Source organism: Pedobacter sp. UYP30 (assembly GCF_040547165.1).
Taxonomy (GTDB): Bacteria; Bacteroidota; Bacteroidia; order Sphingobacteriales; family Sphingobacteriaceae; genus Pedobacter.
In genome coordinates this window covers 227,113-252,966 of the sequence record NZ_JBEPPD010000003.1, presented here as the reverse complement: position 1 = coordinate 252,966, position 25,854 = coordinate 227,113, and the positions used below count along the sequence as shown (strand labels likewise).

The window sequence follows — 25,854 nt, the reverse complement described above, 5'->3', positions numbered from 1 at the left end:
TTTCCAAGGCAAAAGCCAATGGGATAAAAACGTATTATAACTACACACACAAAAACACATGAACAAATTAAAACTCGTGGGCATTGCGTTTATCGTTATGCTTATTACATACAACGCGGCATTTGCAGGTGCCTTTCGAACGATTACCGGTAAAGTAACTGATGCTAGCAACAACCAAAGTTTACCGGGTGCAACTATTTTCATTCCAGATTTAAAGGTTTCTGCCGAAACAGACAAAGACGGAAACTTTTCGTTAACTAACCTGCCAAATAAGGGCGTTTACTTGATAGAGGTTCGATATATAGGTTATATTTCGGGCACAAAGACCATTAATTTGGCAAGCGCCTCTAATTTAACTTTCGCCTTAACTCCAACGGCTATCGAAACGAAAGAAATAGTAATTACTGGCAACCTCATCAGCAGTACCGGAAAACGGAACAGCACATCGGTTAGCGTTGTTGGTAAAGACCAATTGCTGGCGCCATCGAGCAACCTGATTGATGCATTGGCAAAACTGCCTGGAGTAAACGAAATTACTACCGGCCCATCCATCTCAAAACCTGTAATAAGAGGTTTAGGCTATAACAGAGTAGTAACGTTAGATGACGGCGTTAAACAAGAAGGGCAACAATGGGGAGACGAGCATGGCATAGAAATAGACCAATTCAAATCAGATAGGGTTGAAGTTTTACGTGGCGCGGCTTCTTTAATGTACGGCTCTGACGCATTGGCGGGCGTTATAAACTTATTAGAACCTACCAGCGCCCCAGAAGGGCAAATAAAAGGGGAGTTTATTTCTAACTACGCCAGCAACAACGGCCTTACCGCCAATTCGCTCATGCTTAATGGCAATGAAAACGGATTTGTATGGCGTGCCCGAGGAACTTACAAAAATGCCTATTCTTTTAAAACGCCGACAGGTTATTTTCCGAATTCTGGCTTTAACGAAACCGACCTGAGTGGAATGGTTGGACTAAACAAAAGTTGGGGATACACCCATTTAAATGTTTCTAGTTTTAGAAATAATATTGGCTTTTATGAGCCCACTTTAGACAATGATGGAAACTTTGTAAAGGGAGATGGCAGCGCATTTACAAATGGTGATTATACAAATCGCACATTAGACTTTCCTCGCCAAGACATTAGGCATTATAAGGTGGTGCTGAACAACAACATTGTTTTGGGTAACGGCAATTTAAAGGCAGATTTTGCCTATCAGCAAAACCAACGTAGGGAATTACCTGGGCCAGATCCAGCCTTGTTTTTTGATCTAAAAACCTACACGGCAGATCTAAAGTATTTTTTGCATGAAATGAATGGCTGGCAACCCGTTTTTGGCTTAAGTTTGAGTGATGCACAGAGCGAAAACAAAGGCACAGAGTTTTTGGTTCCCGCTTATGATACGTACGGAATTGGTGGATTTGTATACGCCAAAAAAAATTGGGAAAGCAATACCCTTAGCTTAGGTGCCAGATACGATTATATAAAGAATGATGGCAAACAACTTTTTGCCGATGGCGAAGAAAAGTTTGCACCGTTTAGCAATAAATTTTCTAATGTAAGTGGCGCTGTAGGCTTTACACACCAATTTAACAATCAATTAAATTTTAAAGCAAATGCGGGATCTGCATTTAGAGCGCCAAATCCGGCAGAATTGGGCAGCAATGGCGTGCATGAGGGTACGTTTAGGTATGAAATAGGAAATTCAAACCTTAATCCAGAACAGAGCTACCAAGTAGACGCCTCTTTAGAATACGATGCAAAAATAGTTAATGCAAGCGCTAGCATCTACAACAACTACATCCACAACTTTATCTACGCTTCTAATAATGGCGAAATAAACACGGTAGATGGAACTCAGTATCCTGTTTATCGCTATGGACAGGTAAATGCAGATCTGTATGGTGCAGAGGCCAGTTTAACCATCCATCCGGTGCCTTTTATCCATTTTGAAAACACATTTAGTTATGTGCATGCACAAAATCAAAGCTTAAATAAACCCTTATCTTTTATTCCTGCTGCAAGTTTGCGCAATGAACTTAGGTTTGAGCCAAAGTTGAGCACCCTAACAGACGCTTACCTTTCTGTAGGGATAAACTCTGCTTTTAAACAGAGCAGAGTAGACGATATTTTTGAAACGCCAACAAGCGGATATACTTTGCTTAATGCGGGGATTGGCGCCACCATAAAAATAGGCAAACAACCCATAAAACTTTCTGTAGCTGGAAATAACCTGCTAGATCAGAAATATTACAATGCCTTAAGCAGGTTTAAGCCTGGTAGGTTTGATCAAACCCAACCTAATTTAGGCGTTTACAATTCGGGTAGAAATGTAACTTTCGGCATCTATTTGCCTTTTACGGTATTGAAGTAGGTGGAAGGTTGAGGGTTGAGGGCAATGTCATTAACTTAACGGAATCGTTGGTCAGTCTGAGCCTGTCGAAGACCCTAAAATAAATCTAAAAAACCAATAAAATGGCAGTCCTTCGACAAGCTCTGGATGACACCATTTTATTGGTTTTCCCTTAAGTTAATGACATTGGGGTTGACGGTGCGTCGCCGCTGAAGATCGAGAGCTAAGCACCGAAACGCTTAAAAACAAGCAAATTTTTAAAAGGCAGCCCCATCAAAAATATTTTTGATGGGGCTTTTATTACGACCAATTTTTTTTATAGCTTCTAAAAACTGTTAAACCCAGTAAATTATCGTTTCGCTCTTACATATTGTACTGGCCACGCAATATCATCTTCGAGCACTTTTGCCGCGTGCATAGCAAAATAGGGTTGTCTTAACGACTCTCGAGCGATGAAAATCATATCTGCTTCCCCAGCTCCTAATATTGCTTCTGCCTGCTTTGCTTCTGTAATAACGCCAACAGCGCCGGTTGCAATTTCTGCATCGTGCTTTATTTTTTTAGCAAAAGAAACTTGATAATTTGGGCCAGCAGGAATTACAGCATCTGGAACGTTGCCGCCCGATGATGTGTCTATCAAATCAACACCCATTTGTTTTAGCACGGCCGATAATTTTACTGAATCGTCTATATTCCAGCCGCCCTCCGTCCAATCGGTGGCAGATATGCGCACAAAAAGTGGCAAGTTTTCTGGCCAAATGGTTTTTACTGCTTCTACCACTTCTATTGTAAAGCGGATTCGGTTTTCGAAACTGCCACCATACTCATCTGTGCGACTGTTGCTGAGTGGGCTAAAAAACTCGTGCAACAAGTATCCGTGGGCAGCATGAATCTCCAACACCTTATAGCCCGCTTTTACAGAACGCTTGGTCGCCTCTACAAAATCGGCGGTAATTTGCTTAATCTCTTCAATAGATAATTGTTGAGGCGTACGTTGCGATGATTTGAATGGTTGAGCTGATGGAGCAACAGGAAGCCAGCTTTTTTCTCCATCTTTTATCTGCTCGCCACCGTTCCATGGAACTTCGCAGCTTGCCTTGCGGCCTGCGTGTGCCAATTGTATTCCGGCAACAGATCCGTTGTTATGGATAAAATCTACAATTTGTTTCAATTTTTCGATATGCTCATCTTTCCAGATACCCAAATCGGCATAGGTAATTCTTCCATTTTCTGATACTGCGCTCGCCTCTTGAATAACCAATCCGGCGCCACCAACAGCCCTACTGCCCAAATGAACCAAATGCCAATCTGTGGCAAAACCATCTACCGAAGAATATTGGCACATGGGAGAAATTACGATTCTGTTTTTAAAGGTGACTTCCTTAATGGTAAAAGGAGAAAATAACTTTGACATTTACGGCGATTATTGTTTATTCTAACTTAAAATTTTAGCTTGGCATCGTCCAAGGCTTGGGTAATAGATGTTAGCTCTTCTTGGCTCAAGCTCACATCTGCCGCCTTTGCATTTTGGGTAGATTGTTCTGCATTTCGCGCACCAACAAGCGCAATGGTTATGCCTGGTTGGTCTATCGTCCAACGCAGTACCAATTGCGACAAACTTACGCTTTTATCATTGGCCATTGGTTTAATTCTATCCAAAAATGCATTTGTTTTCTTGACGTTCTCTGGCTCAAAAAACTTATTGTTTTTTCTATGATCGCCTTCTTCGAACTTATAATCTTGGGTAATCTTACCCGTCAGCAACCCACGTTCCATTGGGCTATAAGCCAAGATAGATTTTTTGTGTTCGATGCAGTAAGGAACTGTTTTTTCTTCAACACCCCTGTTTACCATGCTAAAAGGAATTTGATCAGATACAATGTTTAAAGTTTCGCCCGCCTCTTTAACCTGATCTGCATTATAATTGCAAACCCCAGCAAATCTAACTTTTCCGTCTTTAACTAATTTTCCTAGTGCCTCCATGGTTTCATCCATCGGTGTCGTTACGTCTGGCCAATGAATTTGGTAAAGGTCTATGTAGTCGGTTTTTAATCTTTTTAGAGATTGCTCGCATTCGTAAATAATGCTTTCCCTACCTGCATACTTATATATATCGATGGATTTACCTTCGTTATTTTTGCTTTTCATGGCAAGCTCGCCTTTGGCCAAATCCCAGCGCATGCCGAATTTGGTAAGGAGCTGGATTTTATCTCTACCGATACCTTTAATGGCATCTGCCACAATTTCTTCGCTTTCGCCCTGCCCGTAAATTGGTGCGGTATCTATACTGGTAACACCCAGATCGTAACTTGCTTTAATGGCCGTTATGGCTTCATTTCTATCTGTGCTTCCCCACATCCAACCACCTGCAGCCCAGGCGCCGAAGGTAATGACCGAGAGTTCTAAATCTGATGTTCCTATTTTTCTATATTCCATTTGATGTTCTTTAATTCATAAAACATACAATTTTAACGCTTTGTTGTTTTAAAAAAAGCAGCATGAAGGATGGTTGTTACCTTTTCGCCGAGTTCTTTTTTGCTTTGTAAATCATTTTTATTACTCGTTCCTTCTGTCTTATAAAAAATAGCTACCAACTCTTCCTTACGTTCTCCTAGCCTGAGGGGCAATGTCATTAACTTAAGGAAGTCGTTTGTCAGTCAGAGCCTGTCGAAGACCTTAAAAAAATCCAAAAACCAATAAAATGGTTGTCCTTCGACAAGCTCTGGATGACACCATTTTATTGGTTTTTTCTTAAGTTAATGACATTGCACCAACCCTTTCTAAAACAAGGAGGGAGCTTAATTTATGATGAATTGCGTTATCTGATTTCTGACATCCGACTTCTGATTTCCCTCTGAGCATTTTCTCCTCCAAACTGCTGCTAGGCCGGGAGTAGCGAGATGGCTATAGCGAGGCGAAGCCAGTAGTCAGCAATCAGTTATCAGTAGTCAGATATTTATTTCGGAAAGTTAAATCGCCTCAGCGCCAAGCCCAACCACGGGATAGGGGGCGCCGGACTGGTAAAACGCCGAGCCACGCGGTGGGCTATAGCGTGGAAGGATCGTTTTACCATGCCTTTTTGGATACTTTTTTGGCACAGAAAAAAGTATCTTGAGTTGGCCCGCTCAAGAGGCCGGCAAGCCGAGAGCGTATGTACATATTAGGGTAATTATGCTATTCTGTCTGTTACAACCACACCAACCCCTCATAAAAAAAGGAGGGGAGCTTAATTTACGATGAATTGCGCTATCTGATTTCTGACATCCGACTTCTGATTTCCCTCTGCGTTTTTCCTCCAAACAGTTGTTAGGCCAATCCCACCGAGCTGGCTATAGTAATTTTATTTATCCAAATTTAAACAGGCTAAATCAATCATGCTATTTTTTTTGCGTGAGGGATAGCAGCGAAAAGCCCACAGCGAGGAACGAGCGAGGACTTGTAGCGAATAGCCCGGCCCGCAGGGACACGCCCAAATCATTTTTATAACGAAGCGATAACTTTAAACCCATTTGCGCTGGAGCAGGTAAAACCAAAACTTTCCCTTAATAATAAAATTATGCTAAATTGGGCTTTCGGCCTAAACTGGTCTTAGTCTGTTTACCTATGAAAAAAACAATTGTCTTCCTAGCGCTCCTTTTATCATCCATAAGTTATTGTGATGCGCAAAAAATAGATACCCTTTCTATCACTTTAGAAAATGTTCCTTATCCTTACCCGGTAAAGTATTTTCCGATACATACAGAAGGCCAAGATTTAAGAATGGCTTATGTGGACGTGGCGCCAACCAACAGGCCAAATGGGAGAACCGTTGTGCTTTTTCATGGAAAGAATTTTGGCGGCTATTATTGGGGCGATGTAATTAAGGGTTTAACCGCAGCGGGTTTTAGGGTAATTGCACCAGATCAGATCGGTTTTGGTCGGTCGTCGAAGGCGTTTATCCATTACAGTTTTCATGACATGGCGGCCTGGAACAAAAAACTGTTAGATACCTTGGGCATTACAAAAGCCAGCATTTTAGGCCACAGCATGGGCGGAATGTTAGCTACTCGATTTGCGTTGATGTATCCAGAAAAAACAGAAAAGCTTTTGTTAGAAGACCCGATAGGTTTAGAAGATTATAAAACTTTTGTGCCATATACAAGTACGGCGCAACAATACCAAACCGAGCTGAAAAAGACCGCTACCAGTATTAGAAACTATTACAGATCGTCTTATTTTACAGTTTGGAAAGCCCCTTATGAAAAATTGGTTAACATTGCTGCTGGCGTTACCTTTAGCGCAGACTTTCCTCGTTACGCACAAATTGCAGCCGAAACCTACACCATGATTTACGAGCAACCTGTGTTTTACGAATTTCAAAACCTGCGCGTGCCAACGGTATTGTTTATTGGCAAACAAGACAAAACCATTGTTGGGAAAAACCTATTATCGCCGGCGCAGCAAACCTTACATGGCCAATACCGATTTTTAGGAAAGCAGATTGCCGCGCGGATACCGGGTGCAAAACTGGTGGAATTTGATGGCTGCGGACACATTCCGCATGTAGAAATTACAACAGAATTTATGGTTGCCCTGGTGGGCAGTTTATAAAACCAATGTATTTTTAGGCGGCTGGGTCTTGTGCAAAAATTAGCGCTAATTGCTCATATATTTCTGGATGTTTTTCCTTGAGTTTATCGGGCCGTTCGAAAAAATATTCTGAAACCACTGCAAAAAATTCTGCTTCATTTACTGATGCATAGGGGTTTATGTCTGATTTATTGTGTGCAATTTTGCCCATTTCCTCGTGCATCATCTTTAACCAAGGTAAGGTGTACCGGTGTGCCAAAAGATTTTCTGGAATGCCATCTGCAGCACCGTCTGATTTATCCAACAAATGCACAAACTCATGAATTCCTGTGTTTTCGGCGTCTACCGCATTGGCAAACCCATGTGTAAGCGCTGCGCGCGATAAAATCATTTGACCGTTCATAAAACCGCTGCCAACCATGCCCATAATGTTTCGTTTACCACCCAAAACTTGGCCAACGCTTTCTAAATCTTTAGAATTGTTAAACTGAAATTCGGCATTAAAGGTATCGGGATACAATAATACCGCGGTTAAATTTTTGTACTTCCAATCTTCGAACCCAAAAATAGGGATGATTGCGCTTGAGGCAATCAGCATTTCATCTAAAGCTGTAATGTCAAGCTCTACGCCTTCTATTTTAATACTGCCGAGAAAAGCAGCTATTTTACTTTCGAATTTTGATTTATCTCCACTATCCAACCGCTGATAAAAAGACACTTTATCATTCAATATTTTCCGATCATCATCGGTTATTTTAACCAAATTAATTTTCTTCTTTTTGAGGATAAAATACAAACTCAAGAAAAAAATTGGCACCAGATATATCCAGGGCAAATTGCTCATACGCTTTATTGTAAAATACTACAGATTAATTTTCTAAAATCTCTAATTGTAACAATACCTGCGCTCTGGTAACGGGAAAAGCCTGGTTGTTTACAATCGCTTGGTAAATAGATTCGAAGAGCGGCATGTAATCTCCCCTTTCAGATGGAATAAGTTGAGTTGTTTTTTCTCCGGCATCGTTTATTGTGGTTAATACGCCGTCCTTATCTTTCTCCTCTATACCATATTCTGCTTCGTTTGGTTTTAGCCCCGCGATCAATTGGCTTTCTTGAACATCTGAACGGTCTTTTACAAATGTTCCGGTTACACCGTGCAACACAAAAGAAGGTTGAGGCGCTACCACAAGCATACTAGAAGTTAAGAAAACATATACACTATCGGGGTAAACCAGTTGTATGCTAAAGAAATCATCTACTAGAGTTTCTGCCCTGTTCTTTCCGAGTACTTTATGGTAGTTTAAGGGGGTGCCAAACAAACTGATGGCTTGATCTAACAAATGAGGCCCTAAATCATAGAGCAAACCACTCGCTGCCATGGGGCTTTCTTTAAATTTTTTGGGTCCTACAAAGTTTCTATACCTATCGTACCGAATATGCATTTCGTTCAGCTTGCCGATTTTGCCGCTTGCCAACACTTTTTTAGCAGATAGAAACTCGCTGTCGTACCGCCTGTTTTGAAAGAAAAACAGTTGTTTCCCCTGCTTGTCGGCAAGCGCAAAAAGTTCTTTAGCCTGCCTAGATGTTGCGGTGAACGGCTTTTCTACCAATACGTTTTTGCCCTTGGTAAGTGCTAATTTAACGTGTTCGAAATGTAAGTAATTTGGTGTGTTAACCACCACGAGCTCAATTTCATCGTCTGCTAAGAGCTCCTCAATACTTCCATAACTTACAATATCTGAATAATCTAAATTGGCCTTCTTCTCGTTGCGCTCAACCACGGCTTTTAAGTTAAAGCCTTGATGCGTTGAAAAAAACGGCGCCTGAAAAACTTTTCCAGACATGCCATAAGCGAGTAAACCAACGGCTATCTTTCTATTGTACGTATTGTTCATAATAAAAGGTTATGCTCAAAAATACAATTATAGAACGTCTTATCTGTCGATATTAAATCTTTTTTAATCTTACCTTTGCACTTATGACACCTTCGGAAGTAAATACAAAGTGGAAGGCCCTGCAACAAAAGATCGCCAAAGAATTCGACTCAGATTTTCCGGACCTTAAAGTGATGCTGTTTTTAATTGGCGTACAAGAGCTTGGAAAAGGTACGAGAAAATATAGCAAACGACAAAAAGAAGAGCTGATGCATGTTGCAACCTGTAGGTTGCTTAGCGAAATGGGTTTTTACGAGTTGGAAGGCTTAGATCAAGATGGTTGGCCACATTGGAAACTGTTGCGTGCAATACCTCCTTACACCACCATGGAACAGGAAATGTTGATGAAATCTCTAGTTGTTGGATATTTTGAAGACATTTATAGCTAGCCGATAAACGGAAAAAGCTCCGAAAAAATCGGAGCTTTTTTTATACTATAATACAAGAATCGACTATCCTTGTTGTTTTGCTTCTTGCTTTAACTGATCGTTTGCAACGATTACTATTTCTACCCTACGATTTTCTGAACGACCCGCATCGGTTGCATTACTTGCAATTGGCTCGGTAGAACCTTTGCCCATTGTTTCTAACCTGCCAGATGGAACACCTTGAGAAACGGCATAGGCTTTAACAGAAGCTGCTCTTCTCTCTGATAATTTTTGGTTGTAATTTACAGCACCAACGCTATCTGTGTGGCCAATTACCTTAATGTTGGTGTTTGGGTATTGATTTAAAGAGGCCGCCAAACTTTGAATATTTGTTTTTGCGTTGTCTTTCAAAGCATACTTATCAAAATCGAACAAAATACCGCTATCAAACTTCACAATAATACCTTCGCCTTCGCGGATAACTTCTGCATTTGGAATGGCTTTTTGTATCTCGGCAGCTTGCTTATCCATTCTCTTGCCAATAAATGCACCAGCAGTACCACCTATTGCACCACCAATTAATGCGCCAACGGCTGTGTTACCCGCTTTTTTTCCTATAAGCGCACCAATAACACCACCTGCCGCAGCACCAATACCAGCTCCTTTTTGAGTTTTTGTTAAACTATCGCAGCTTTGAAGCCCCATCGCTCCAATTGCCAATCCTATGCTTAGTGTGGCTATTCTTAATTTCGAAATTGTCATAATGTTTAAGTTTGTAATTTATTGATGGTATTCAAACACAATGCCAAAAAGCAAAAACAGCTGAATTTTTAAATTTTTTAAGTGCCCATCGTTAAAAATGAGAAAAGACAAAATAAAAACGACCAGCTATATTTACCTATACAACCTTTCTATTGTATCATTTCTAGTACAAATATTAGGCAGAAAAGTAGCTTTCCAACTCTTTTAAAGAATTTTGGTCGGTTTCGAAATCTTTAATCACTTTGCCTTTTTCTAAAAGAACGATTCGGTTACAAACCTCTGTAACATGGCTCAAATCATGGCTCGAAATAAAGGTAGTCATTTGACCAGACTGTTCTTTCAGCAATTTTTTAAGTCTAATTTGAGTGGTAGGATCCAAGTTGGCAAAGGGTTCATCCAATATTAAAATTTCTGGCTTTTGCATCAGCGCAGCAGCTATCCCCACTTTATTTTGATTTCCCTTGCTAAAATCTCTAATGTATTTACCACTGTTAAGCACCTCTCCGTTAAAAAACTCGTGGTATTTATTTAGAAAGGCTTGTACATCGGCAATGCTCAAATTGTGCAAACTTCCTACAAAAATAAAATACTCCTCGGGGGTAAGGTAATCTATCAAAAAACCTTCATCTAGGTAAGAAGCCGTGTAATCTTTCCAAGTGCTGTTAAGCATTACATTTTCTCCTTTTGATAATACTTCGCCCGCTGATGGACGAATTAAATCTAAAAGCATCCTAAAAAAGGTGGTTTTACCTGCACCATTATTACCCACCAAGCCAACTGTTTCGCCAGCTTTGATTCGCAACGAGGGTATATCTACAACGGTTTTATCGCCGTAAACTTTCTTTAAATCATTTATTTCTAACACCATGTTTATTCTCTAAAGCCTTCGGCTATCTTATAACGTTGTTTTTCAAATCTCTTTGTTAAGAAGTCTACCCAAAAGTTTCTCATCAGCAGCATAATCGCACCAAAAACAAAAACCGCCAGCAGGCCATAATACGGAAGGTCTGCCATGCCAAATGGAACATAGATTAAAATGGGCGTTAAGGCGTAAGGGAACATAAGCAACCATTGTGTAGCGCCTGTGCCCTGATAATTAAAGCTTGCAGCCTTATTAATATCCAGATGTTTGTAGTTTAAAGTTGCCAAATAAAGCACCACTACTGTACCAAAACCAATGTTATACACGTATGCTACAATTTGCAATAAAATAAGCTTCGGACTTATAAACCCATAAAAACTGGCCAATATGGTAATGATGGTGCAGCCGATGGTAAATAGCAGGAATTTTGCTTTAATAAAGTTTTTAAAGTTTATTTTACTGCTTAGCAGGCCATCAAAATGTGCACTTTGCCAAGCAAACATAAATTGGCCATAAATAATTACAGAGATGCCGGTCATAAAAATTGCGCCGAACATCATCGTACCAAAGGCATCGCGATCAATTGCTTTCTCTTTGTAAAATAGAAAACCATAAAATAGAAATAGGCAACCCATAATCATTGCAGAGCGGGGTCTTTTATGGCGCAGAATCAACTTTAATTCAAGCGCAGCAAGCTCGCCTACCTTACCGAATCTATTTAAGAAAGCATAATCTGTACTTACTTTCTTCTCTGTTTTGCTGCCTAACTCCTCTACATACAAATTGCTTAACAAATAGTGAGAGTTGAGCAAAAACAACCCAATTGCGCCGACAGAAAAAACCAATGCGCTTAGTGGATATTTGCCGATATAGCCAAAAACATAAGCAGATGCGGCCATGATGGAGATTATCTTAAAATAATCTAGCAGGCCCAAGGCGATAAGTATGGCGAAACCCACAAGCGTATAAGCCGTGTTTGCAATGGATTTTCGCTTGATATAAAGCGCCAAAAAATTGTTAAAAATCGCGAAAGAAAGTATGGCCACAAGGTACATCGCGCAAGCAAAACCGCCATAAGTTGGGGCAATCTTTACGAAAATAAAAGGGAAGAAAATAAAGATAGGCAATAGATTGAACCCGGTAAAAAGCGACTTAACATTTAAAAACTTTACAATCTCTGTTTTCCTTATTTTTAAATGCAGATAGGGAATTATACCTAAGGTTGGGAGTTCTTGAAGTTGCATCCGCAATAAAAAATCGGCGGCGAAATAATATAGAATGAGGCCGTTAAAGCTAACTACCGCAGACTGACCTGGAAAAACCTTAATTAAAATCGGTGCCATTGCTACCCCAACAAAAATGGCGATGGCCATAAAATACAGTACGAAAAAACCGATGATGATTTGACTGGCTATACTGCCTGCCTTATTTCTTGAGCGCCAAAAAGATTTCCATTGATGATTTAAAAAAATTGAAAGCATAGTTGGCTTCTGTATTTAGTCGTTTAACCGTTGGTTGATTAGCTCCTAAACGGTTTACTGTTTCACAACAAACTTAAAAAATTATTACCATAGTTTTAGAGCCTGTTTAAATTTGGATAAAAATTGCTATAGTCAACTCGGTGGGGTGCGGCATAGCAACTGTTTGGAGGAAAAAACGCCTAAAGCTGCTTGAAGAGAACTGCCGGGTTACTGGTGCGAAGAGGATTCGCAGCCGCGCGCGGGAATTAGCTAGGAGGAAAGGCATCGAATCATCGTTGTTAAACAGCTTGGCGAATTTTTACCCAAAGAGGTGCAAGCCTTGAGTTTTTGCTACTTTTTTGTCAAGAAAAAAGTAGGACTTCCGTCCGAATAGGACAGCGTTGGGCAAAGTAAAAACCGAGTTAGGCAAGGTTGAAGCCCGCAGAGAAAAATGAGGTAAGTTGCAATTATCTTCAAAATTAACAATTTACAAAAAAAGTAAATGATAGCTTTTCTTAGTCTATTCCGTCAGAAGTCTCAGGTAAACAATAAAACTGTAAATTCAAACAGAATCTTAATAATTGTACTTCTCTTTCCAATTTTGTTTTAAAGTTTCTCGCAACTTGGCCTCTGCCGCATTTTTGCCGGGCTCATATAAGGTTGTTCCGCTGATGCTTTCTGGCAAATACTCTTGCGGCGAGAAGCTGCCCTCGTAACCATGCGAATACTGATAATCCTTCCCATAGCCAATGTTTTTCATCAATTTGGTGGGCGCGTTTCTTAAATGTAAGGGCACAGGCAAATTACCTGTTTGTTTAACCAACGACTGCGCTTTACCAATGGCCTGGTAAGCGGCATTGCTCTTTGCCGAACTTGCCAAATAGGTAACGCATTGAGACAAAATTATTCTTGCCTCTGGATAGCCAATAACATTTACCGCTGTAAAGCAATTGTTGGCCAACAATAACGCATTAGGATTGGCATTGCCAATATCTTCTGAAGATAGAATAAGCAATCTACGGGCAATAAACAGCGGGTCCTCACCCCCTTCTATCATTCTTGCCAACCAGTAAACTGCCGCATTTGGGTCGCTGCCGCGGATGGATTTTATGAAGGCTGAAATAATGTCGTAATGCTGTTCGCCAGCCTTATCATATAAAGCAAGGTTTTGTTGAGCATGCTCCAACACGTTTTCATTCGTAAGTACAATCTCCTCGCCACCTATTCCATTTATGGCAATTTCTAGTACATTGAGCAGCTTGCGTGCATCACCACCAGACAGCCGAATTAACGCCTCATGTTCCTTTATCTTTATCTGCTTTGAGGAAAGAACTGTATCTTTTTTTACGGCAGTTTCGAGCAACCCGACCAACTCCTCTTCTGTAAGCGGCTGCAAAATATACACTTGACAACGAGAAAGCAAAGCCGAAATAACCTCAAATGATGGATTTTCTGTAGTTGCGCCAATAAGCGTTATAATGCCACGTTCTACTGCGCCCAACAAACTGTCTTGCTGCGATTTACTGAAACGATGAATCTCATCAATAAACAAAATAGGCTTTCCAAGTAAACCATCTTTTAAGGCCGAGGCTTTTTCTATAATTTCCCTAATGTCTTTTACACCACTGTTTATGGCGCTCAGGTTAAAAAAAGGCCGATCTAAAGTTTCTGAAATGATGTAAGCCAGCGTAGTTTTGCCTACGCCCGGTGGCCCCCAAAAAATCATCGATGGCAGCTGTCCGCTTTCTATTGCTTTGCGCAACACCGCATTAACGCCAACCAAATGAGTTTGGCCAACATATTCACGTAGGTTTTGGGGGCGCAAGCGCTCGGCTAAAGGGGCTAAATTCTGCATAAAAACGGTAAATATATCAATTAATGGGTAGGTCTATCTTTTTAGTAAAACTGTAAATCTCTTTTTATGTTTTAAGTCTGTACGCCCTATCGGGCAATTTGTTAACATCAATATAAGAAAATGAAAGATAACTTTTCGATGCAATCTGCTGAATACGCCCTCTATCGCCCAAACTATCCTAAAGCTTTGTATGATTTTTTATTTGACCTAGTGCCGAGTAAAGATTGCGCTTGGGATTGTGCAACAGGAAACGGACAAGTAGCCCGGGTTTTGGCCCAACAATTTAAAATGGTTCAAGCTACAGACATCAGCGAAAACCAGTTGAAAAAAGCGCTAGAGCTGCCAAACGTCAGCTATCGCGTGGCCGCAGCCGAAGAGCCCATTTTTGAGAACAATCAATTTGACCTGATTACAGTCGGGCAAGCTGTTCATTGGTTTAATTTCGATGCTTTTTACGCGCAAGTAAACAGAACGTTAAAGCCCAACGGAGTTTTGGCCATTTTTGGCTACGGCCTAATGACTATTGATAAAGCACTAGATGCCGTAATATGGAAACTCTACGAACAAATTTTAGGTAAATATTGGGACGTAGAAAGAAAGTATATAGAAGAAAACTATACTTCTATCCCCTTTATATTTGAAGAGATAAAAACACCTGAACTCCAAATTACCACAACCTGGACCTTCGACGAACTTATTGGCTATTTAAATACTTGGTCGGCACTACAACATTATAAAAAAGCGAATGAAAGAAACCCCATAGAACTAATATTGACCGAACTAAAAGAAGCTTGGGGAGATGCTGCGAAAAAAGAAGTAATTTTTCCGGTACTTTTGAGGGTAGGGAAAATAGGTGCTAGGGATTAGGTGCTAGGTTATAGGAATCAGGTTATAGGTTGGGAGGTCGGATATCAATTAATTCTTGTTAAAAAATAAAAACTCTCAAACCCCCACTACATCTTTCTTCTTTTTATTTTTCATGTGTTTTGGAATAGTTTCTAAAATCTCTGTTTTAAAAAGTTCTAGCATTCTATGCTTGATAAAATTTTTATGGGTAATTAAGCTAATCTCTCTCACTGGTTCTGGAGCTTTGAAACTACGCAATCTGTTCTTCTGCTTACCCGTCAATTCTTCTGCACCGAGCTCGGGCAATAACGTAGCTCCACCATTTAAATCTACCATTCTTACCAAGGTTTCTACGCTGCCGGTATTGTACTCTAAGCCTTGCAACCTGTTGTTTTTGGTAGACCTGCAGATGTTTAAAACCTGGTTGCGCATGCAATGCCCTTCATTCAACACCCAAACATTCTCATCGTTTAAATCTACAGGATCGATGATCTTCTTTTTATAAAGCTTACTCCCCCTATTCAAATAGGCCACAAAATTCTCGTAATAGAGCACATGCTCGGTTACGTTTGCATCTACCAAAGGGGTGGCAAGAATGCCGCAATCCAATACTCCTGTTTTCAAATGGATCAATATATCCTCTGTGGTATACTCCCAGATTATCAGTTTTAAATCGGGATACTTTGAAAGCATATTTGCAATAACTTTAGGCAATAGATAAGGCGCGACTGTTGGAATTACTCCAATTTTAAACTCTCCCGAAACCTCTAATTTTTGTGCGCTAATCAACTCCTTAACCTTCCCGGCCTCTTGCAAAATCGTTCTGGCTTGGGCGATGATGTGTACGCCAATTTCTGTTGGGTTGACGGGTTGTTTGCTCCGATCAAATATTTTAACGCCCAACATGTCTTCTAGTTTTTGCACCTGCATGCTTAGCGTAGGTTGGGTAACAAAGCACTTTTCGGCTGCAGCCACAAAACTTATGTAGGTATCTACCGCAACAATATATTCTAGTTGAACTAAAGTCATATAGTTAAAAATGATGTATTCTTTCAAATATATCAATTTAAGCTATAAAATCAAACTACACATTTTCGCCTCTGATTTGGATAACAAGGAAATTACCGGATACTTGCGATTCTTAACCTCTCCAACTGCGCTGGCAATTGTTTTAAAAGGAAAGCGGTCGAAACGAATTCTATGTGACTTATTGTATTTCGCTTATGCCGAACTCGTTCCTGCACCTGGCATTGGCTGCTGAAGCTGATTGCTGCCCATTGATTTCTCGCTCACGCATTTCGACTACTCGTCCCGACCGTTCGGGAGACCACCATTGACGTTATTTATAATTAATTGAATTTCACATAATTATGATGTTATTTGATTTCCACTACCCCTTCATTCCGCCTTACCCTAAAAGACCTCCGCTCTGCCTCATGCTGTGCTAGCCTCACGGGCTTCAAACTTTTTTCTTGATAAAAAAGTTTACAAAAACCGAGCATTTTCTGAGAGCTCACGAACGCATTTAATCAACAACAACCCGTGAATAAATCAAGGCTGGCACCTCTTTGGGTATAAACTCGCCAAGCTGTTTAATATCGATGATTCGAGGCCTCTCCCTGGGCTTATTGCGCGCAAGGCTGCGAATCCCCTTCGTAGCTGCAAAGTGTCCGGCTTATGCAAGCAGCTTCAGGCATTTTTTCCTCCAAACTGCTGCGAGGCCGGAACTAGCGAGATGGCTATAGCGCGTTAAAAAACGTCACTTATATTGATTTCTATGAAATATACTAAACCTGAGGCTTACAAACGATTTCCTTAAGTTAATGACATTGCCCCTGCCCCTCTTCGTTATCGTTGACTTTTGTAATCCCGAAGGGATTAAATATTTATAAAAATTCTCTGCGAGGAGAGATTCGACCCCGTCGGGGGTCGTATGCTACATTAAACTATTTGGTGCTACAAGCATTTGAATCCTTCGGGTTCGGTTAGAGGACGTGAATACTTAACTAAAAGTATTTCTAACTTTCAAATCTCGCTTTGCTCGGTAGATTTCCAATTATTCTGTCCCGTTTGTAATCCCGAACGGGTTAAATTTTTATAGAAGTTATTTTTAAAGTGAGGTTCGACGCCGACTGGGGCGTATGCTACATTAAACTATTTGGTGCTACAAACATTTCACCCGTTCTGATACCGCTGTGTGTAAGGCACAATAACTCCAATTTACAAAGAGTCGATTCTATTTTAATTTATTCTTAATTTTGGCGCTTCATCATTTATCAGAAGGTTAAAGCACATTGGGAAAAGACAAGTTACGCAGGTTTGCAGAGATAGATACTTTTGCAAACGTATATCAGCTAGAAGAAGCCAAACCATTAAAAGGCAACTGGACAAATAACCATTTTAAAAACTGCAATCCATTGGTGTTAGAGCTTGCCTGCGGAAAAGGAGAATATGCCGTAAATCTGGCACAACTGTTTCCCGAAAAAAATTTTATCGGCATAGATTATAAGGGTAATAGGATTTGGCGGGGGGCAAAAACGGCCATAGAAGATGGTATTGAAAATGTCGCTTTTTTGCGGATTCAAATTGAAAATATTTTAGACTATTTTGGAGAAGGCGAAATAGACGAAATTTGGATCACCTTCCCGGATCCGCAGCCACAATTAAGCAGAGAGAAAAAGAGGCTAACTTCGCCACGCTTTTTAGAGAAATACAAACCCCTGCTAAAAAAGGGAGGTAAAATCAACTTAAAAACTGATAATGACCAACTTTATTTATACACCTGCGAAACCGTAGAAGCCCTCGGGTTAAAAACCCACAAAAACACTGATCATTTGTACACATCAGAGGTGTTGGATGAAGTTTTATCCATAAAAACGTATTACGAGAAAAAATATTTACTGCACGATAAAAACATCAATTACATCCAATTTTCTTTCGATTAAATGAACACTAACTTTTACGAACAGGTTTATGAAATTGCACGTCTCATCCCGAAAGGGAGAATAACATCTTACGGCGCTATTGCAAAAAGTTTGGGTGCAGCAAAATCCTCTCGAATGGTTGGAACCGCCATGAGCGTTTCGCATCTGGCTTCGCCAAGTGTGCCCGCACACCGCGTGGTAAACCATAATGGGTTGCTAACGGGCAGGTTTCATTTCAATCCGCCAGAGTTAATGGAAGAATTGTTGCTTAAAGAAAACGTAAAAGTTGCCGACAATAAAATAGTGGACTTTAAAACGCTTTTTTGGAATCCGATGGAAGAAATTACAATATAGTTGGAAGTTTTTTATGGTAATCTGTTGTACAGAAAACAATTAAAATAATGATGCCAAAACAGGCAAAGTAAATCTCATCTGCCTTATTGCCTTTAAAAAAAGTAAATGCAAGGATAACGAGTGCAATTCCAACCAAAAGTTCTACATAACCGTGAATTTTGAAGGGTATTATTTTAAGTATCCCTCCGCTAAAATCGGTCATAACAGTCATTAAAAAGTGAATTCCTGCAAGTGCATAAGAAAGTACGGCCGCGTGTGGAGAAAGAGACACGAGATCTGGAACCGCCAATAGCGCAATAACGGTTACGAAATCCAACACTGCATGTGTTTTGGCCGAAATAATTTTCATAAATAAGATGCTTAATTTCGTAAATTAAGAAAATTTAATCAGGATAAAGAACATGGGAATGTTAGTAGATAAATTTAACGAAGAGAGAACCGCGCTAAACCAGCGTGCCATCGAAACAGCGAATACTAATATGAAGTGCTTTTTGGCTTTAGACACCACTTCACAAGCAGAAGGCGCTTTAAAATGTTAAGACCAAAAAAATGCTCGGATTGCTTGCCTCGATGGTGTTGCGTTTCTATGATGGCATAAAATACCACCTGGGAAATCCACATCAAGAAGGCCTAAGCACCGAAGAAATAAACGAGGCTTTTATGATTGTCAATTTGGTTGGCGGAAGCATTGTTATTCCACATTATCGCACGCAATAGCTTATTGGGACGATTTACATAAAGACTGAAAGCAACACGCATAAAGCTTAAATCTAAAGACCTATATTACAAGTAATTATACCGATTATTCATGAAGTTAATTAATGACTCCTGTGTAAATGTTTAATTTTAGTTGAATTATACTTCAAAAAAATGCCAGAACAACAAAAAATAGTTAGGTGCCATTGGTGTGGCACAGACCCTTTGTACATTAAATACCATGATGAAGAATGGGGGAAACCGGTATATGATGATAAAACATTATTTGAATTTCTAATTTTAGAAGGCGCGCAAGCCGGACTGAGTTGGATAACCATTTTGCGCAGGCGAGCGCATTACAGAAAAGCTTTCGCTAATTTTGAGGTAAAGAAAGTTGCATGCTTTGGCGAGGAGGATGTAGCACGATTGCTGCAAGACGAAGGCATCATCAGAAATAGGTTAAAAATTTTAGGTGCGATAAATAATGCAGCACGTTTTATAGAAATTCAAACAGCATTTGGAACTTTCTCGAAATACATTTGGGGCTTTTTACCCGATGGGAAACCTGTAGTAAACCAAATTGACGGCAATAATAAAGTTCCGGCTACAACGCCCTTATCTGACGCAATAAGCAAGGATATGAAAAAACGCGGCTTCAAGTTTTTTGGCAGCACCATTTGCTACGCGTATATGCAGGCAACTGGAATGGTAAACGATCATATTGAAGGTTGCGTAGCGTGGTAACATTACACGTTTATATATAGCATCCATTTACATAAGGTATATTTCCAAAATACATAGCTTTTATTTCAAATTTACATAGATTCTGTTGACAATATACAAAGGCTTTAATGATTGGTTTCGTGGTTATCAGCTGTTCGAAATTTGAATGATGGATGATATTTATCTCCTGTTTATTTCAATAAACGCATTTAAAGCGGCGGAGACTTCATTCTTAATTCAGCAGTTTTTTTATCCTCAACAAAAAGGTAACTTAGTAGTAATTATAAGTTCAAACATGCCAAAATATTATTCTTTGCTTTTTATATTGATGGTTTCGCTTTTTTCTTGTCAACAAAAGCCAGCCGAAACTACCAAAACACATAGCAGTAAAGACGGAATGTCTTGTCAGAGCAATCTGCCAAGCAGGTTTGGCGCGGCCATTAAAACTGCCACGCTGCCCGATTCTCTCTCTACCCAAACCAAAGACAGAACAGGCATGAAATGGATCCCCGGTGGAACTTTTATGATGGGCGCGTCTGATAAAGAAGGCAGGCCAGATGAATATCCGATTCATGCGGTAAAAGTAGATGGTTTCTACATGGATGCCACAGAAGTAACTAACGCCCAATTTGCAGCCTTTGTAAAAGCAACTGGCTATAAAACCATTGCCGAAAGAAAGCCAGATTGGGAGGAACTAAAAAAGCAACTTCCTGCGGGCACACCAAAACCGCCAGAAGAAGCCTTGGTTGCATCCTCTTTAACATTTACGCCGCCCAACCATCCCGTTCCTTTAGATAATGTGTCGCAATGGTGGTCTTGGACACCCGGCGCCGATTGGCGCCATCCGGCTGGGCCAAAAAGCAGTATTGCAGGCAAAGAAACGTATCCGGTTACGCAGGTTTCTTGGGATGATGCTTACGCCTATGCCAAATGGGCGGGCAAACGCTTGCCTACCGAAGCAGAATGGGAATTTGCTGCCAGAGGCGGATTGAAAGATGCTAAATACCCTTGGGGAAACGAAGCGATAGAAAGCAAAAAACCCAAAGCAAATACTTGGCAAGGAACTTTCCCAAATAAAAACACCGATTGGGATGGCTTTGATGGCTTAGCCAAAACTGGTTCTTTTGCGCCAAATGGCTACGGCCTTTATGATATGGCAGGCAATGTTTGGGAATGGACCGCCGATTGGTACCGTGTCGATTATTACCAAAGCTTGGCAGGCAAAACCACCGTAAATCCGCAAGGGCCTGCAACCAGCAATGACCCCGATGAACCCAAAGTACCGAAAAAGGTAACTCGTGGCGGTTCGTTTATGTGCAATGCTTCTTATTGCAAAGGCTACCGCGTTAGTTCTAGAATGAAGTCTTCTACAGATACCGGCTTGGAAAATACGGGATTTAGGTGTGTGGCGGGTAAGTAATTTTAATAGATCTATAGTGCCAATCCGTTGGTAACTATCGTCAAAATATCAGCTTAAGAATTGTAATAAATTATTATCTTGCAATCATGTTGTCAAGAACAGGGATAGAAACAGAATTGAATCTAAAAATTGCTGAAAATTTATCAAAAATTGTAATTGCCAATGCCCTACAATTCTAATTTACATCATCGTAGGTCTATCCGATTAAAGGGATACGCTTATTCGCAGGCAGGATTGTATTTTATAACCATTTGTTGTGAAAACAGGTCGAGTTTGTTCGGTAAAATTACCGTAGCGAATAATCATTCGCCCGAAATGGTATTGAACGATGCAGGAAAAATAGCAGATGAATGTTGGGAGCAAATACCAAAACATTTTCCAAATGTGATATTGCACGAACAAATTATAATGCCGAACCACATTCACGGTATTATCGAATTGGTAGGGGCGAATAATCATTCGCCCGAAAATGGAATGAATAGCGGTCATTCGCCCGAAAATGATAAAAACAATGGGATGTTGGATGATGATAGGGCGTTGGACGATAATAGGGCGTTGGACGATAATAGGGCGAAAAATTTTTCGCCCCTACGATCACCGTCAAAAACAATTGGTTCGGTGGTGCGTGGTTTTAAAATTGGTGTAACAAAATGGTTTCGTAACAACACACATATTGAAACCGTTTGGCAACGCAATTATTACGAACACATCATCCGAGACGAACAATCGTATCAAACAATTTCAAATTATATTATCAATAATCCTGTAAAATGGAATGAAGATAAATTTTATGCTAATTGATATACAATAAATATGACCGCATCAGAATTAATACAACATTTACATACCCTGCCACCCGATACCAGAATAGTGGTACGTGGCTACGAACACGGCTACAATGATATTTTGAATTTGAAAGCAGTAAAAATAAAACTAAACCCAAACGCTTACAGGTGGGTTGGTGAATATGAAGTTAGCACAGATGCTGATGCCATTGGTGCCATCGATTTATTAGGCGAAAACCAACATCCCAAAGACGATTTGAAATGGAAGAAAATATAAGTACGGGCAGAAAATTTTCTGCCCAGACAGACTAAAATAATCCGCATTGGTATTAATCTAAGTCACGGCAAAATTTCGATGCTCTAAGCGACAAATATCCGTAATTACGGTTTCCCGTTTTCTAATTTGTTTTTTGATAATTAACTTATGGTACCGGATTTAATTTATTCCTTTTCAAGTCGAGGTGCCTTATCTTACAAAATCAAATCACTCTATATGCCAATAAAACCGAAATTTTGTGGACAGTGCGGAACTGAAAATCCCATAAAAAACAACTTTTGTTATAATTGCGGAGCTAAGTTATTCAACAGCAAAAAGCACGATGAAGCAAAACCTATCATCGAACCAACGGAAAAACTCGATAAACGATATGAACCTTTAGAAGAAAAACTACTGCAATTAATCGACTTGTCGGGATATTTTATTATGAACAATCGTGAAAATTTTGTGTAATTCTCGAAAGATGAGAAAAGCTACAAAATTTTGTTCGATTTAGGCAATGTCTCCAATTTTAATAGCGAGAAACTTAACGAGTTGAAAAACTCGGCTTTATTGAGAGTGGTAGCTTTATAAATAAGGAGATTGTTTTAACTTATAGTAAAAAAGCTATCCAAGAAATTTTAAGACAAACACAATTTATTTTTGAAGAAATCTATATCATAACGTATAATGAACCATTTGTTTACGAAGAACATTTTGACGCTAATGAAATCATCATCAACAAAGACGAGAAAGCCGTTTTAGAGGAAAAACAGACTAATGGTAATTCTGGATATTATATTTTTTTTGGCATTTTAATATCCGTGATAGCTTTCGGATACTATACCGGCTCAGATTCCGATAAAGGACATCCTAGTTATCAGGCTTCAACGGATTCAAATAATATAATATCACCACGAGATATTGATGGCGCTAAAGATGAGGTAGTTAAGAGCAGTGAACCGAAACGCATGAATAATGATAAATTAAAAGGAAAAAAATTTACTTTCAAAAGTACAAGTTATGACAAAGAGTTAAACGGAGTAACAATAGAAGCTAGAGATGAAGTTTCATATCATCAGTTCGATTTTGTAAACATGATAGTTACACAAAAACCTTTGTATGACGGAGAATGGGTCGAATTTAGCTATCCAATTGTCAGTTCTTATAAAGAAAAAGGAATCGCAGCCACGACTTACGTCTTAATTATTGGATCTATGGGGGTAAAGGAAATTTGGTTTAGTCCAGATGTACCAAATCTCGGCTATGATTACATCGATGGTTCGACGATTGCATGCTATGGTATCTCAAAACAATAAGTTGCACAAAAAATTCGTCACCTATAAAAATTAACTTTACCATCTTAATTAAGCAAAAGACTATATCATAGAATGAGTTTAAACACCTATTCTCCCTTATTATACCCTTCCACCAATTCCTCCACCTCTTTCCTATTAAACTCAGTCGTGCTTTCTATTTGAGATTTTAACCCGGCGCTGTCGCCCATTTTTTGTAGCAAGATGCTTTTAACAGCCGCGTATTTATCGGGATTGGTAATGGCCTTAATGGGAATTTCTTGCATTGGGCCGCTTCCGGGTTTTTCTATAAAGTAGTGAATAACTGGCGCGCCTGCGGGTCTATCTGGCTGATTGTTTCCTCCGCCGCCTATAACAATGCCCCCACCAAATCCGGCTCCACCAGTTCCGATACCAACGGAAGGCCTAAACCTAACGCTTTTTTGTTGTTTTATGGGTGGTGCTGCCTCGCCGCCAATGCTGTATAAATTTACCTTTCCGAATTTCAACACCTTTACAAACTTAAAATCCAGATCTCGGCGTCCTGCGAAGCCCTTGCTTACATAACTATCGCCATTCCAGAAAAAGCTCTTTGCGTCTTTGGCCTCGATAAGCGTAACCTCGTTATTTTCATTGGCAATAACCACCGAAGCGGTATTAGTTCCCCGAATAGTTCCTCTAAGAACATCGCCATTGTTCTTCACCACAAAATCTTGGGCAAAAGCCAATTGAGCACAGCATATAAAAGACAGGATTGCCAAAAAGAATTTCATCTTTAAAAGGTTTTTAAACTATTGCCCGAAGTTACAAAATTCAATTGGCTACATGAATGATGATTGCGTAAATGTATTTTCTCAAGACAAATAACCGAATCGACTGTGCCAACTTATATTTGGTTTACCAGACTGCCTCATTACTGGCGGTGACGACACGCTAGTTAGATTTCGCTTTCCCCTTCCCGCTTAATTACGTTGTACTACACCAAAAAGAACGCTAAGTTCTGCAGAGAGCCCACAAAAGGGAGCAGCGGCTTTTCATTGCGTTCTCTGTGTTTTTCTTTGCGAACTTTGTGGTTAAATTATTTTTTCCCCGACTTAAAAATACCCGATTTCCGACTTCTGATTTCCGACCGCCCTGCCGCCCAACCTTTTTTCGTCTACAAGTCTACGGCGTTGGTCGATTGTTTTTTTAGGCTAGTCTATTACCCAGTTTTGGGCTGCAACAAATGTGTGTTAAGGTGGTCTTAATTACAAAACAAGCACAAAAACTTAAAAATATTTTAAACGTATAAAAACTTAATTATCATGAAAACTCAAATCAAAACCATCATCGCAACATCTTTCGCAGCTTTAACTTTAACCGTTAGCTCACTTTCTGCAAATGCATCAGTAAAACATCCAACAACAGAAACAACACAAGTAAAAACATTTAAAAAAGTTAGCGTAAGCGGAAACGTAGAAGTAACTTTTATCCAATCGAACAAAGAGGGCGTTAGCTATGCCGATAACAACTTTGGTACTGCAAAAGTAATGCAACAAGGAGATGAACTTAGCATTACCTCAGCAAACAATGGCACTGCAAGATTGGTGGTTTATGTAAAAGACATCTACAGAATCCAAGGCAATGATAATGCGGTTATCAAAACAGACGGAAAATTAGCTGTAAACAATTTGCAGGTTTTTCTAAAAGGAAACGCAAAGGCCAACATCAATACGTCTACTTCTAGCTTATACACCATACTTAACGACAACTCTTCCTTAACCTTAAGCGGCGACACAAAAAACCACACCTTGGCAAGCAGCAAGAACAGCAGCCTTAGCATGGCTCACTTCGCTGCTCAAAACACTGATCTAGAAGCACAAATGACCTTAAGCAATTCAGATAACTTCGCTGCCACAAAATAATATACCCAACACAAGTTAATTAAAGCGATGGAGCATTTCCATCGCTTTTTCTTTGTGTGCGTAATTTTGCTCACGTCTAAGTTTCAATGTTTGTGAATTTGCCAACCAACAAAATAGCTGTCCTTCGACTACTTGTCTCGACCATTCGGGAAGCTACCATTGACGTTTTTACATCAGTTATTTAAATAATATCTCATTTTTATTACTCCTTCCTTCATTCTTATAAAAAATGGTCATCAACTCTTCCCTACGTTCTCCTAGCCGGAGGGGCGTCTCTCTTTTTATTGACAAAAAGAGACAAACCGAGCATTTCTGCGAGCTCATGAATGCAAATAAAACAATAAACACTGATGAATAAACTCAAGGCTGGCATCTCTTTGGGTAAAAATTCGCCAAGCTGTTTTTCATCGATGCTTCGAGGCCTTTCCCAACCACGCCCAATGTCATAGAGTTAAACTAAATTACTGTCAATCTGAGCTTGTCGAAGA

At 39.9% G+C, this 25,854-nt stretch carries 28 protein-coding genes; 16 read left to right on the top strand and 12 right to left on the bottom strand.

The window, feature by feature from the left end; all coding sequences use genetic code 11:
- The first annotated feature begins 58 nt into the window (after positions 1-58).
- A complete protein-coding gene (locus ABIB40_RS05420) occupies positions 59-2,374 on the top strand; it encodes a TonB-dependent receptor (RefSeq protein ID WP_354356780.1) in 2,316 nt (771 codons plus the stop codon).
- A 328-nt stretch (positions 2,375-2,702) separates the two neighbouring features.
- Here ABIB40_RS05420 and namA read toward each other — a convergent pair whose 3' ends face one another.
- From namA to ABIB40_RS05405, 3 genes are read right to left on the bottom strand one after another with little or no spacing between them, the layout of a single operon-like run.
- Positions 2,703-3,767, bottom strand: coding sequence for an NADPH dehydrogenase NamA (gene namA / locus ABIB40_RS05415; RefSeq protein WP_354356778.1), 1,065 nt, complete (start codon positions 3,765-3,767; stop codon positions 2,703-2,705).
- Between the two features lie 26 nt (positions 3,768-3,793).
- Positions 3,794-4,789 carry an aldo/keto reductase gene (locus ABIB40_RS05410; protein ID WP_354356776.1) on the bottom strand — a complete coding sequence of 332 codons (996 nt, stop codon included), beginning with the start codon at positions 4,787-4,789 and terminating at the stop codon, positions 3,794-3,796.
- A gap of 32 nt (positions 4,790-4,821) precedes the next feature.
- The gene (locus ABIB40_RS05405; RefSeq protein WP_354356774.1) at positions 4,822-4,986 is read right to left on the bottom strand and encodes a hypothetical protein; all 165 of its coding nucleotides are present in this window, start codon (positions 4,984-4,986) and stop codon (positions 4,822-4,824) included.
- Positions 4,987-5,956: 970 nt separating this feature from the next.
- Here ABIB40_RS05405 and ABIB40_RS05400 point away from each other — a divergent pair.
- The gene (locus tag ABIB40_RS05400; protein WP_354356772.1) at positions 5,957-6,943 is read left to right on the top strand and encodes an alpha/beta fold hydrolase; all 987 of its coding nucleotides are present in this window, start codon (positions 5,957-5,959) and stop codon (positions 6,941-6,943) included.
- 13 nt (positions 6,944-6,956) lie between these two features.
- Here ABIB40_RS05400 and ABIB40_RS05395 read toward each other — a convergent pair whose 3' ends face one another.
- On the bottom strand, positions 6,957-7,766 hold the full coding sequence (locus ABIB40_RS05395) for a M90 family metallopeptidase (RefSeq protein WP_354356770.1): 810 nt from the start codon (positions 7,764-7,766) through the stop codon (positions 6,957-6,959).
- A 25-nt stretch (positions 7,767-7,791) separates the two neighbouring features.
- Complete coding sequence (locus ABIB40_RS05390) at positions 7,792-8,817, bottom strand: Gfo/Idh/MocA family oxidoreductase (protein ID WP_354356768.1); 1,026 nt, start codon at positions 8,815-8,817, stop codon at positions 7,792-7,794.
- Between the two features lie 83 nt (positions 8,818-8,900).
- Here ABIB40_RS05390 and ABIB40_RS05385 point away from each other — a divergent pair, with 83 nt between their 5' ends.
- Entirely contained in the window at positions 8,901-9,245 is a 345-nt protein-coding gene (locus ABIB40_RS05385; RefSeq protein ID WP_354356766.1) for a hypothetical protein, read from the top strand.
- Between the two features lie 63 nt (positions 9,246-9,308).
- Here the strand turns inward: ABIB40_RS05385 and ABIB40_RS05380 are convergent, their stop codons facing one another.
- The 4 genes from ABIB40_RS05380 to ABIB40_RS05365 form a co-directional block, all read right to left on the bottom strand.
- Entirely contained in the window at positions 9,309-9,986 is a 678-nt protein-coding gene (locus ABIB40_RS05380; RefSeq protein ID WP_354356764.1) for a YiaD family glycine zipper/OmpA-like lipoprotein, read from the bottom strand.
- A gap of 175 nt (positions 9,987-10,161) precedes the next feature.
- The gene (locus ABIB40_RS05375; RefSeq protein ID WP_354356762.1) at positions 10,162-10,854 is read right to left on the bottom strand and encodes an ABC transporter ATP-binding protein; all 693 of its coding nucleotides are present in this window, start codon (positions 10,852-10,854) and stop codon (positions 10,162-10,164) included.
- A gap of 2 nt (positions 10,855-10,856) precedes the next feature.
- Entirely contained in the window at positions 10,857-12,329 is a 1,473-nt protein-coding gene (locus tag ABIB40_RS05370) for a DUF5687 family protein (RefSeq protein WP_354356760.1), read from the bottom strand.
- A gap of 553 nt (positions 12,330-12,882) precedes the next feature.
- A complete protein-coding gene (locus ABIB40_RS05365) occupies positions 12,883-14,163 on the bottom strand; it encodes a replication-associated recombination protein A (protein WP_354356758.1) in 1,281 nt (426 codons plus the stop codon).
- 120 nt (positions 14,164-14,283) lie between these two features.
- On the opposite strand from ABIB40_RS05365, the gene ABIB40_RS05360 reads away from it, so the two are divergent.
- A complete protein-coding gene (locus ABIB40_RS05360) occupies positions 14,284-15,030 on the top strand; it encodes a class I SAM-dependent methyltransferase (protein WP_354356756.1) in 747 nt (248 codons plus the stop codon).
- Positions 15,031-15,105: 75 nt separating this feature from the next.
- Here ABIB40_RS05360 and ABIB40_RS05355 read toward each other — a convergent pair whose 3' ends face one another.
- Complete coding sequence (locus tag ABIB40_RS05355) at positions 15,106-16,038, bottom strand: hydrogen peroxide-inducible genes activator (RefSeq protein ID WP_354356754.1); 933 nt, start codon at positions 16,036-16,038, stop codon at positions 15,106-15,108.
- A 10-nt stretch (positions 16,039-16,048) separates the two neighbouring features.
- Here ABIB40_RS05355 and ABIB40_RS05350 point away from each other — a divergent pair, with 10 nt between their 5' ends.
- The 3 genes from ABIB40_RS05350 (at position 16,049) to ABIB40_RS05340 (ending at position 18,287) form a co-directional block, all read left to right on the top strand.
- Complete coding sequence (locus ABIB40_RS05350) at positions 16,049-16,270, top strand: hypothetical protein (RefSeq protein ID WP_354356752.1); 222 nt, start codon at positions 16,049-16,051, stop codon at positions 16,268-16,270.
- A gap of 1,033 nt (positions 16,271-17,303) precedes the next feature.
- On the top strand, positions 17,304-17,954 hold the full coding sequence (gene trmB, locus ABIB40_RS05345) for a tRNA (guanosine(46)-N7)-methyltransferase TrmB (RefSeq protein ID WP_354356750.1): 651 nt from the start codon (positions 17,304-17,306) through the stop codon (positions 17,952-17,954).
- Positions 17,955-18,287, top strand: coding sequence for an MGMT family protein (locus tag ABIB40_RS05340; protein WP_354356748.1), 333 nt, complete (start codon positions 17,955-17,957; stop codon positions 18,285-18,287). It begins immediately after the preceding gene.
- Here ABIB40_RS05340 and ABIB40_RS05335 read toward each other — a convergent pair.
- Positions 18,277-18,636, bottom strand: a complete 360-nt coding sequence (locus ABIB40_RS05335; RefSeq protein WP_354356746.1) for a hypothetical protein — start codon at positions 18,634-18,636, stop codon at positions 18,277-18,279. The two genes, ABIB40_RS05340 and ABIB40_RS05335, sit on opposite strands and share 11 nt — an antisense overlap.
- A 58-nt stretch (positions 18,637-18,694) precedes the next feature.
- Between ABIB40_RS05335 and ABIB40_RS05330 the strand changes: the two genes are divergently transcribed.
- The 8 genes from ABIB40_RS05330 (at position 18,695) to ABIB40_RS05295 (ending at position 23,486) form a co-directional block, all read left to right on the top strand.
- Positions 18,695-18,826 carry a hypothetical protein gene (locus tag ABIB40_RS05330; protein ID WP_354356744.1) on the top strand — a complete coding sequence of 44 codons (132 nt, stop codon included), beginning with the start codon at positions 18,695-18,697 and terminating at the stop codon, positions 18,824-18,826.
- A gap of 10 nt (positions 18,827-18,836) precedes the next feature.
- On the top strand, positions 18,837-19,004 hold the full coding sequence (locus tag ABIB40_RS05325) for a carboxymuconolactone decarboxylase family protein (protein WP_354356742.1): 168 nt from the start codon (positions 18,837-18,839) through the stop codon (positions 19,002-19,004).
- A gap of 153 nt (positions 19,005-19,157) precedes the next feature.
- The gene (locus tag ABIB40_RS05320; RefSeq protein ID WP_354356740.1) at positions 19,158-19,727 is read left to right on the top strand and encodes a DNA-3-methyladenine glycosylase I; all 570 of its coding nucleotides are present in this window, start codon (positions 19,158-19,160) and stop codon (positions 19,725-19,727) included.
- Between the two features lie 274 nt (positions 19,728-20,001).
- Positions 20,002-21,126, top strand: a complete 1,125-nt coding sequence (locus ABIB40_RS05315) for a formylglycine-generating enzyme family protein (protein ID WP_354356738.1) — start codon at positions 20,002-20,004, stop codon at positions 21,124-21,126.
- A gap of 162 nt (positions 21,127-21,288) precedes the next feature.
- Entirely contained in the window at positions 21,289-21,927 is a 639-nt protein-coding gene (locus tag ABIB40_RS05310; RefSeq protein ID WP_354356736.1) for a transposase, read from the top strand.
- Positions 21,928-21,939: 12 nt separating this feature from the next.
- The gene (locus ABIB40_RS05305) at positions 21,940-22,188 is read left to right on the top strand and encodes a hypothetical protein (RefSeq protein ID WP_354356734.1); all 249 of its coding nucleotides are present in this window, start codon (positions 21,940-21,942) and stop codon (positions 22,186-22,188) included.
- A 147-nt stretch (positions 22,189-22,335) separates the two neighbouring features.
- A complete protein-coding gene (locus ABIB40_RS05300) occupies positions 22,336-22,641 on the top strand; it encodes a zinc-ribbon domain-containing protein (RefSeq protein ID WP_354356732.1) in 306 nt (101 codons plus the stop codon).
- Between the two features lie 350 nt (positions 22,642-22,991).
- Positions 22,992-23,486, top strand: a complete 495-nt coding sequence (locus ABIB40_RS05295; RefSeq protein ID WP_354356730.1) for a hypothetical protein — start codon at positions 22,992-22,994, stop codon at positions 23,484-23,486.
- Between the two features lie 86 nt (positions 23,487-23,572).
- Here ABIB40_RS05295 and ABIB40_RS05290 read toward each other — a convergent pair whose 3' ends face one another.
- Complete coding sequence (locus tag ABIB40_RS05290; RefSeq protein ID WP_354356728.1) at positions 23,573-24,235, bottom strand: hypothetical protein; 663 nt, start codon at positions 24,233-24,235, stop codon at positions 23,573-23,575.
- A 531-nt stretch (positions 24,236-24,766) separates the two neighbouring features.
- On the opposite strand from ABIB40_RS05290, the gene ABIB40_RS05285 reads away from it, so the two are divergent.
- Positions 24,767-25,366, top strand: coding sequence for a GIN domain-containing protein (locus ABIB40_RS05285; protein WP_354356726.1), 600 nt, complete (start codon positions 24,767-24,769; stop codon positions 25,364-25,366).
- The last annotated feature ends 488 nt before the right edge of the window (positions 25,367-25,854 follow it).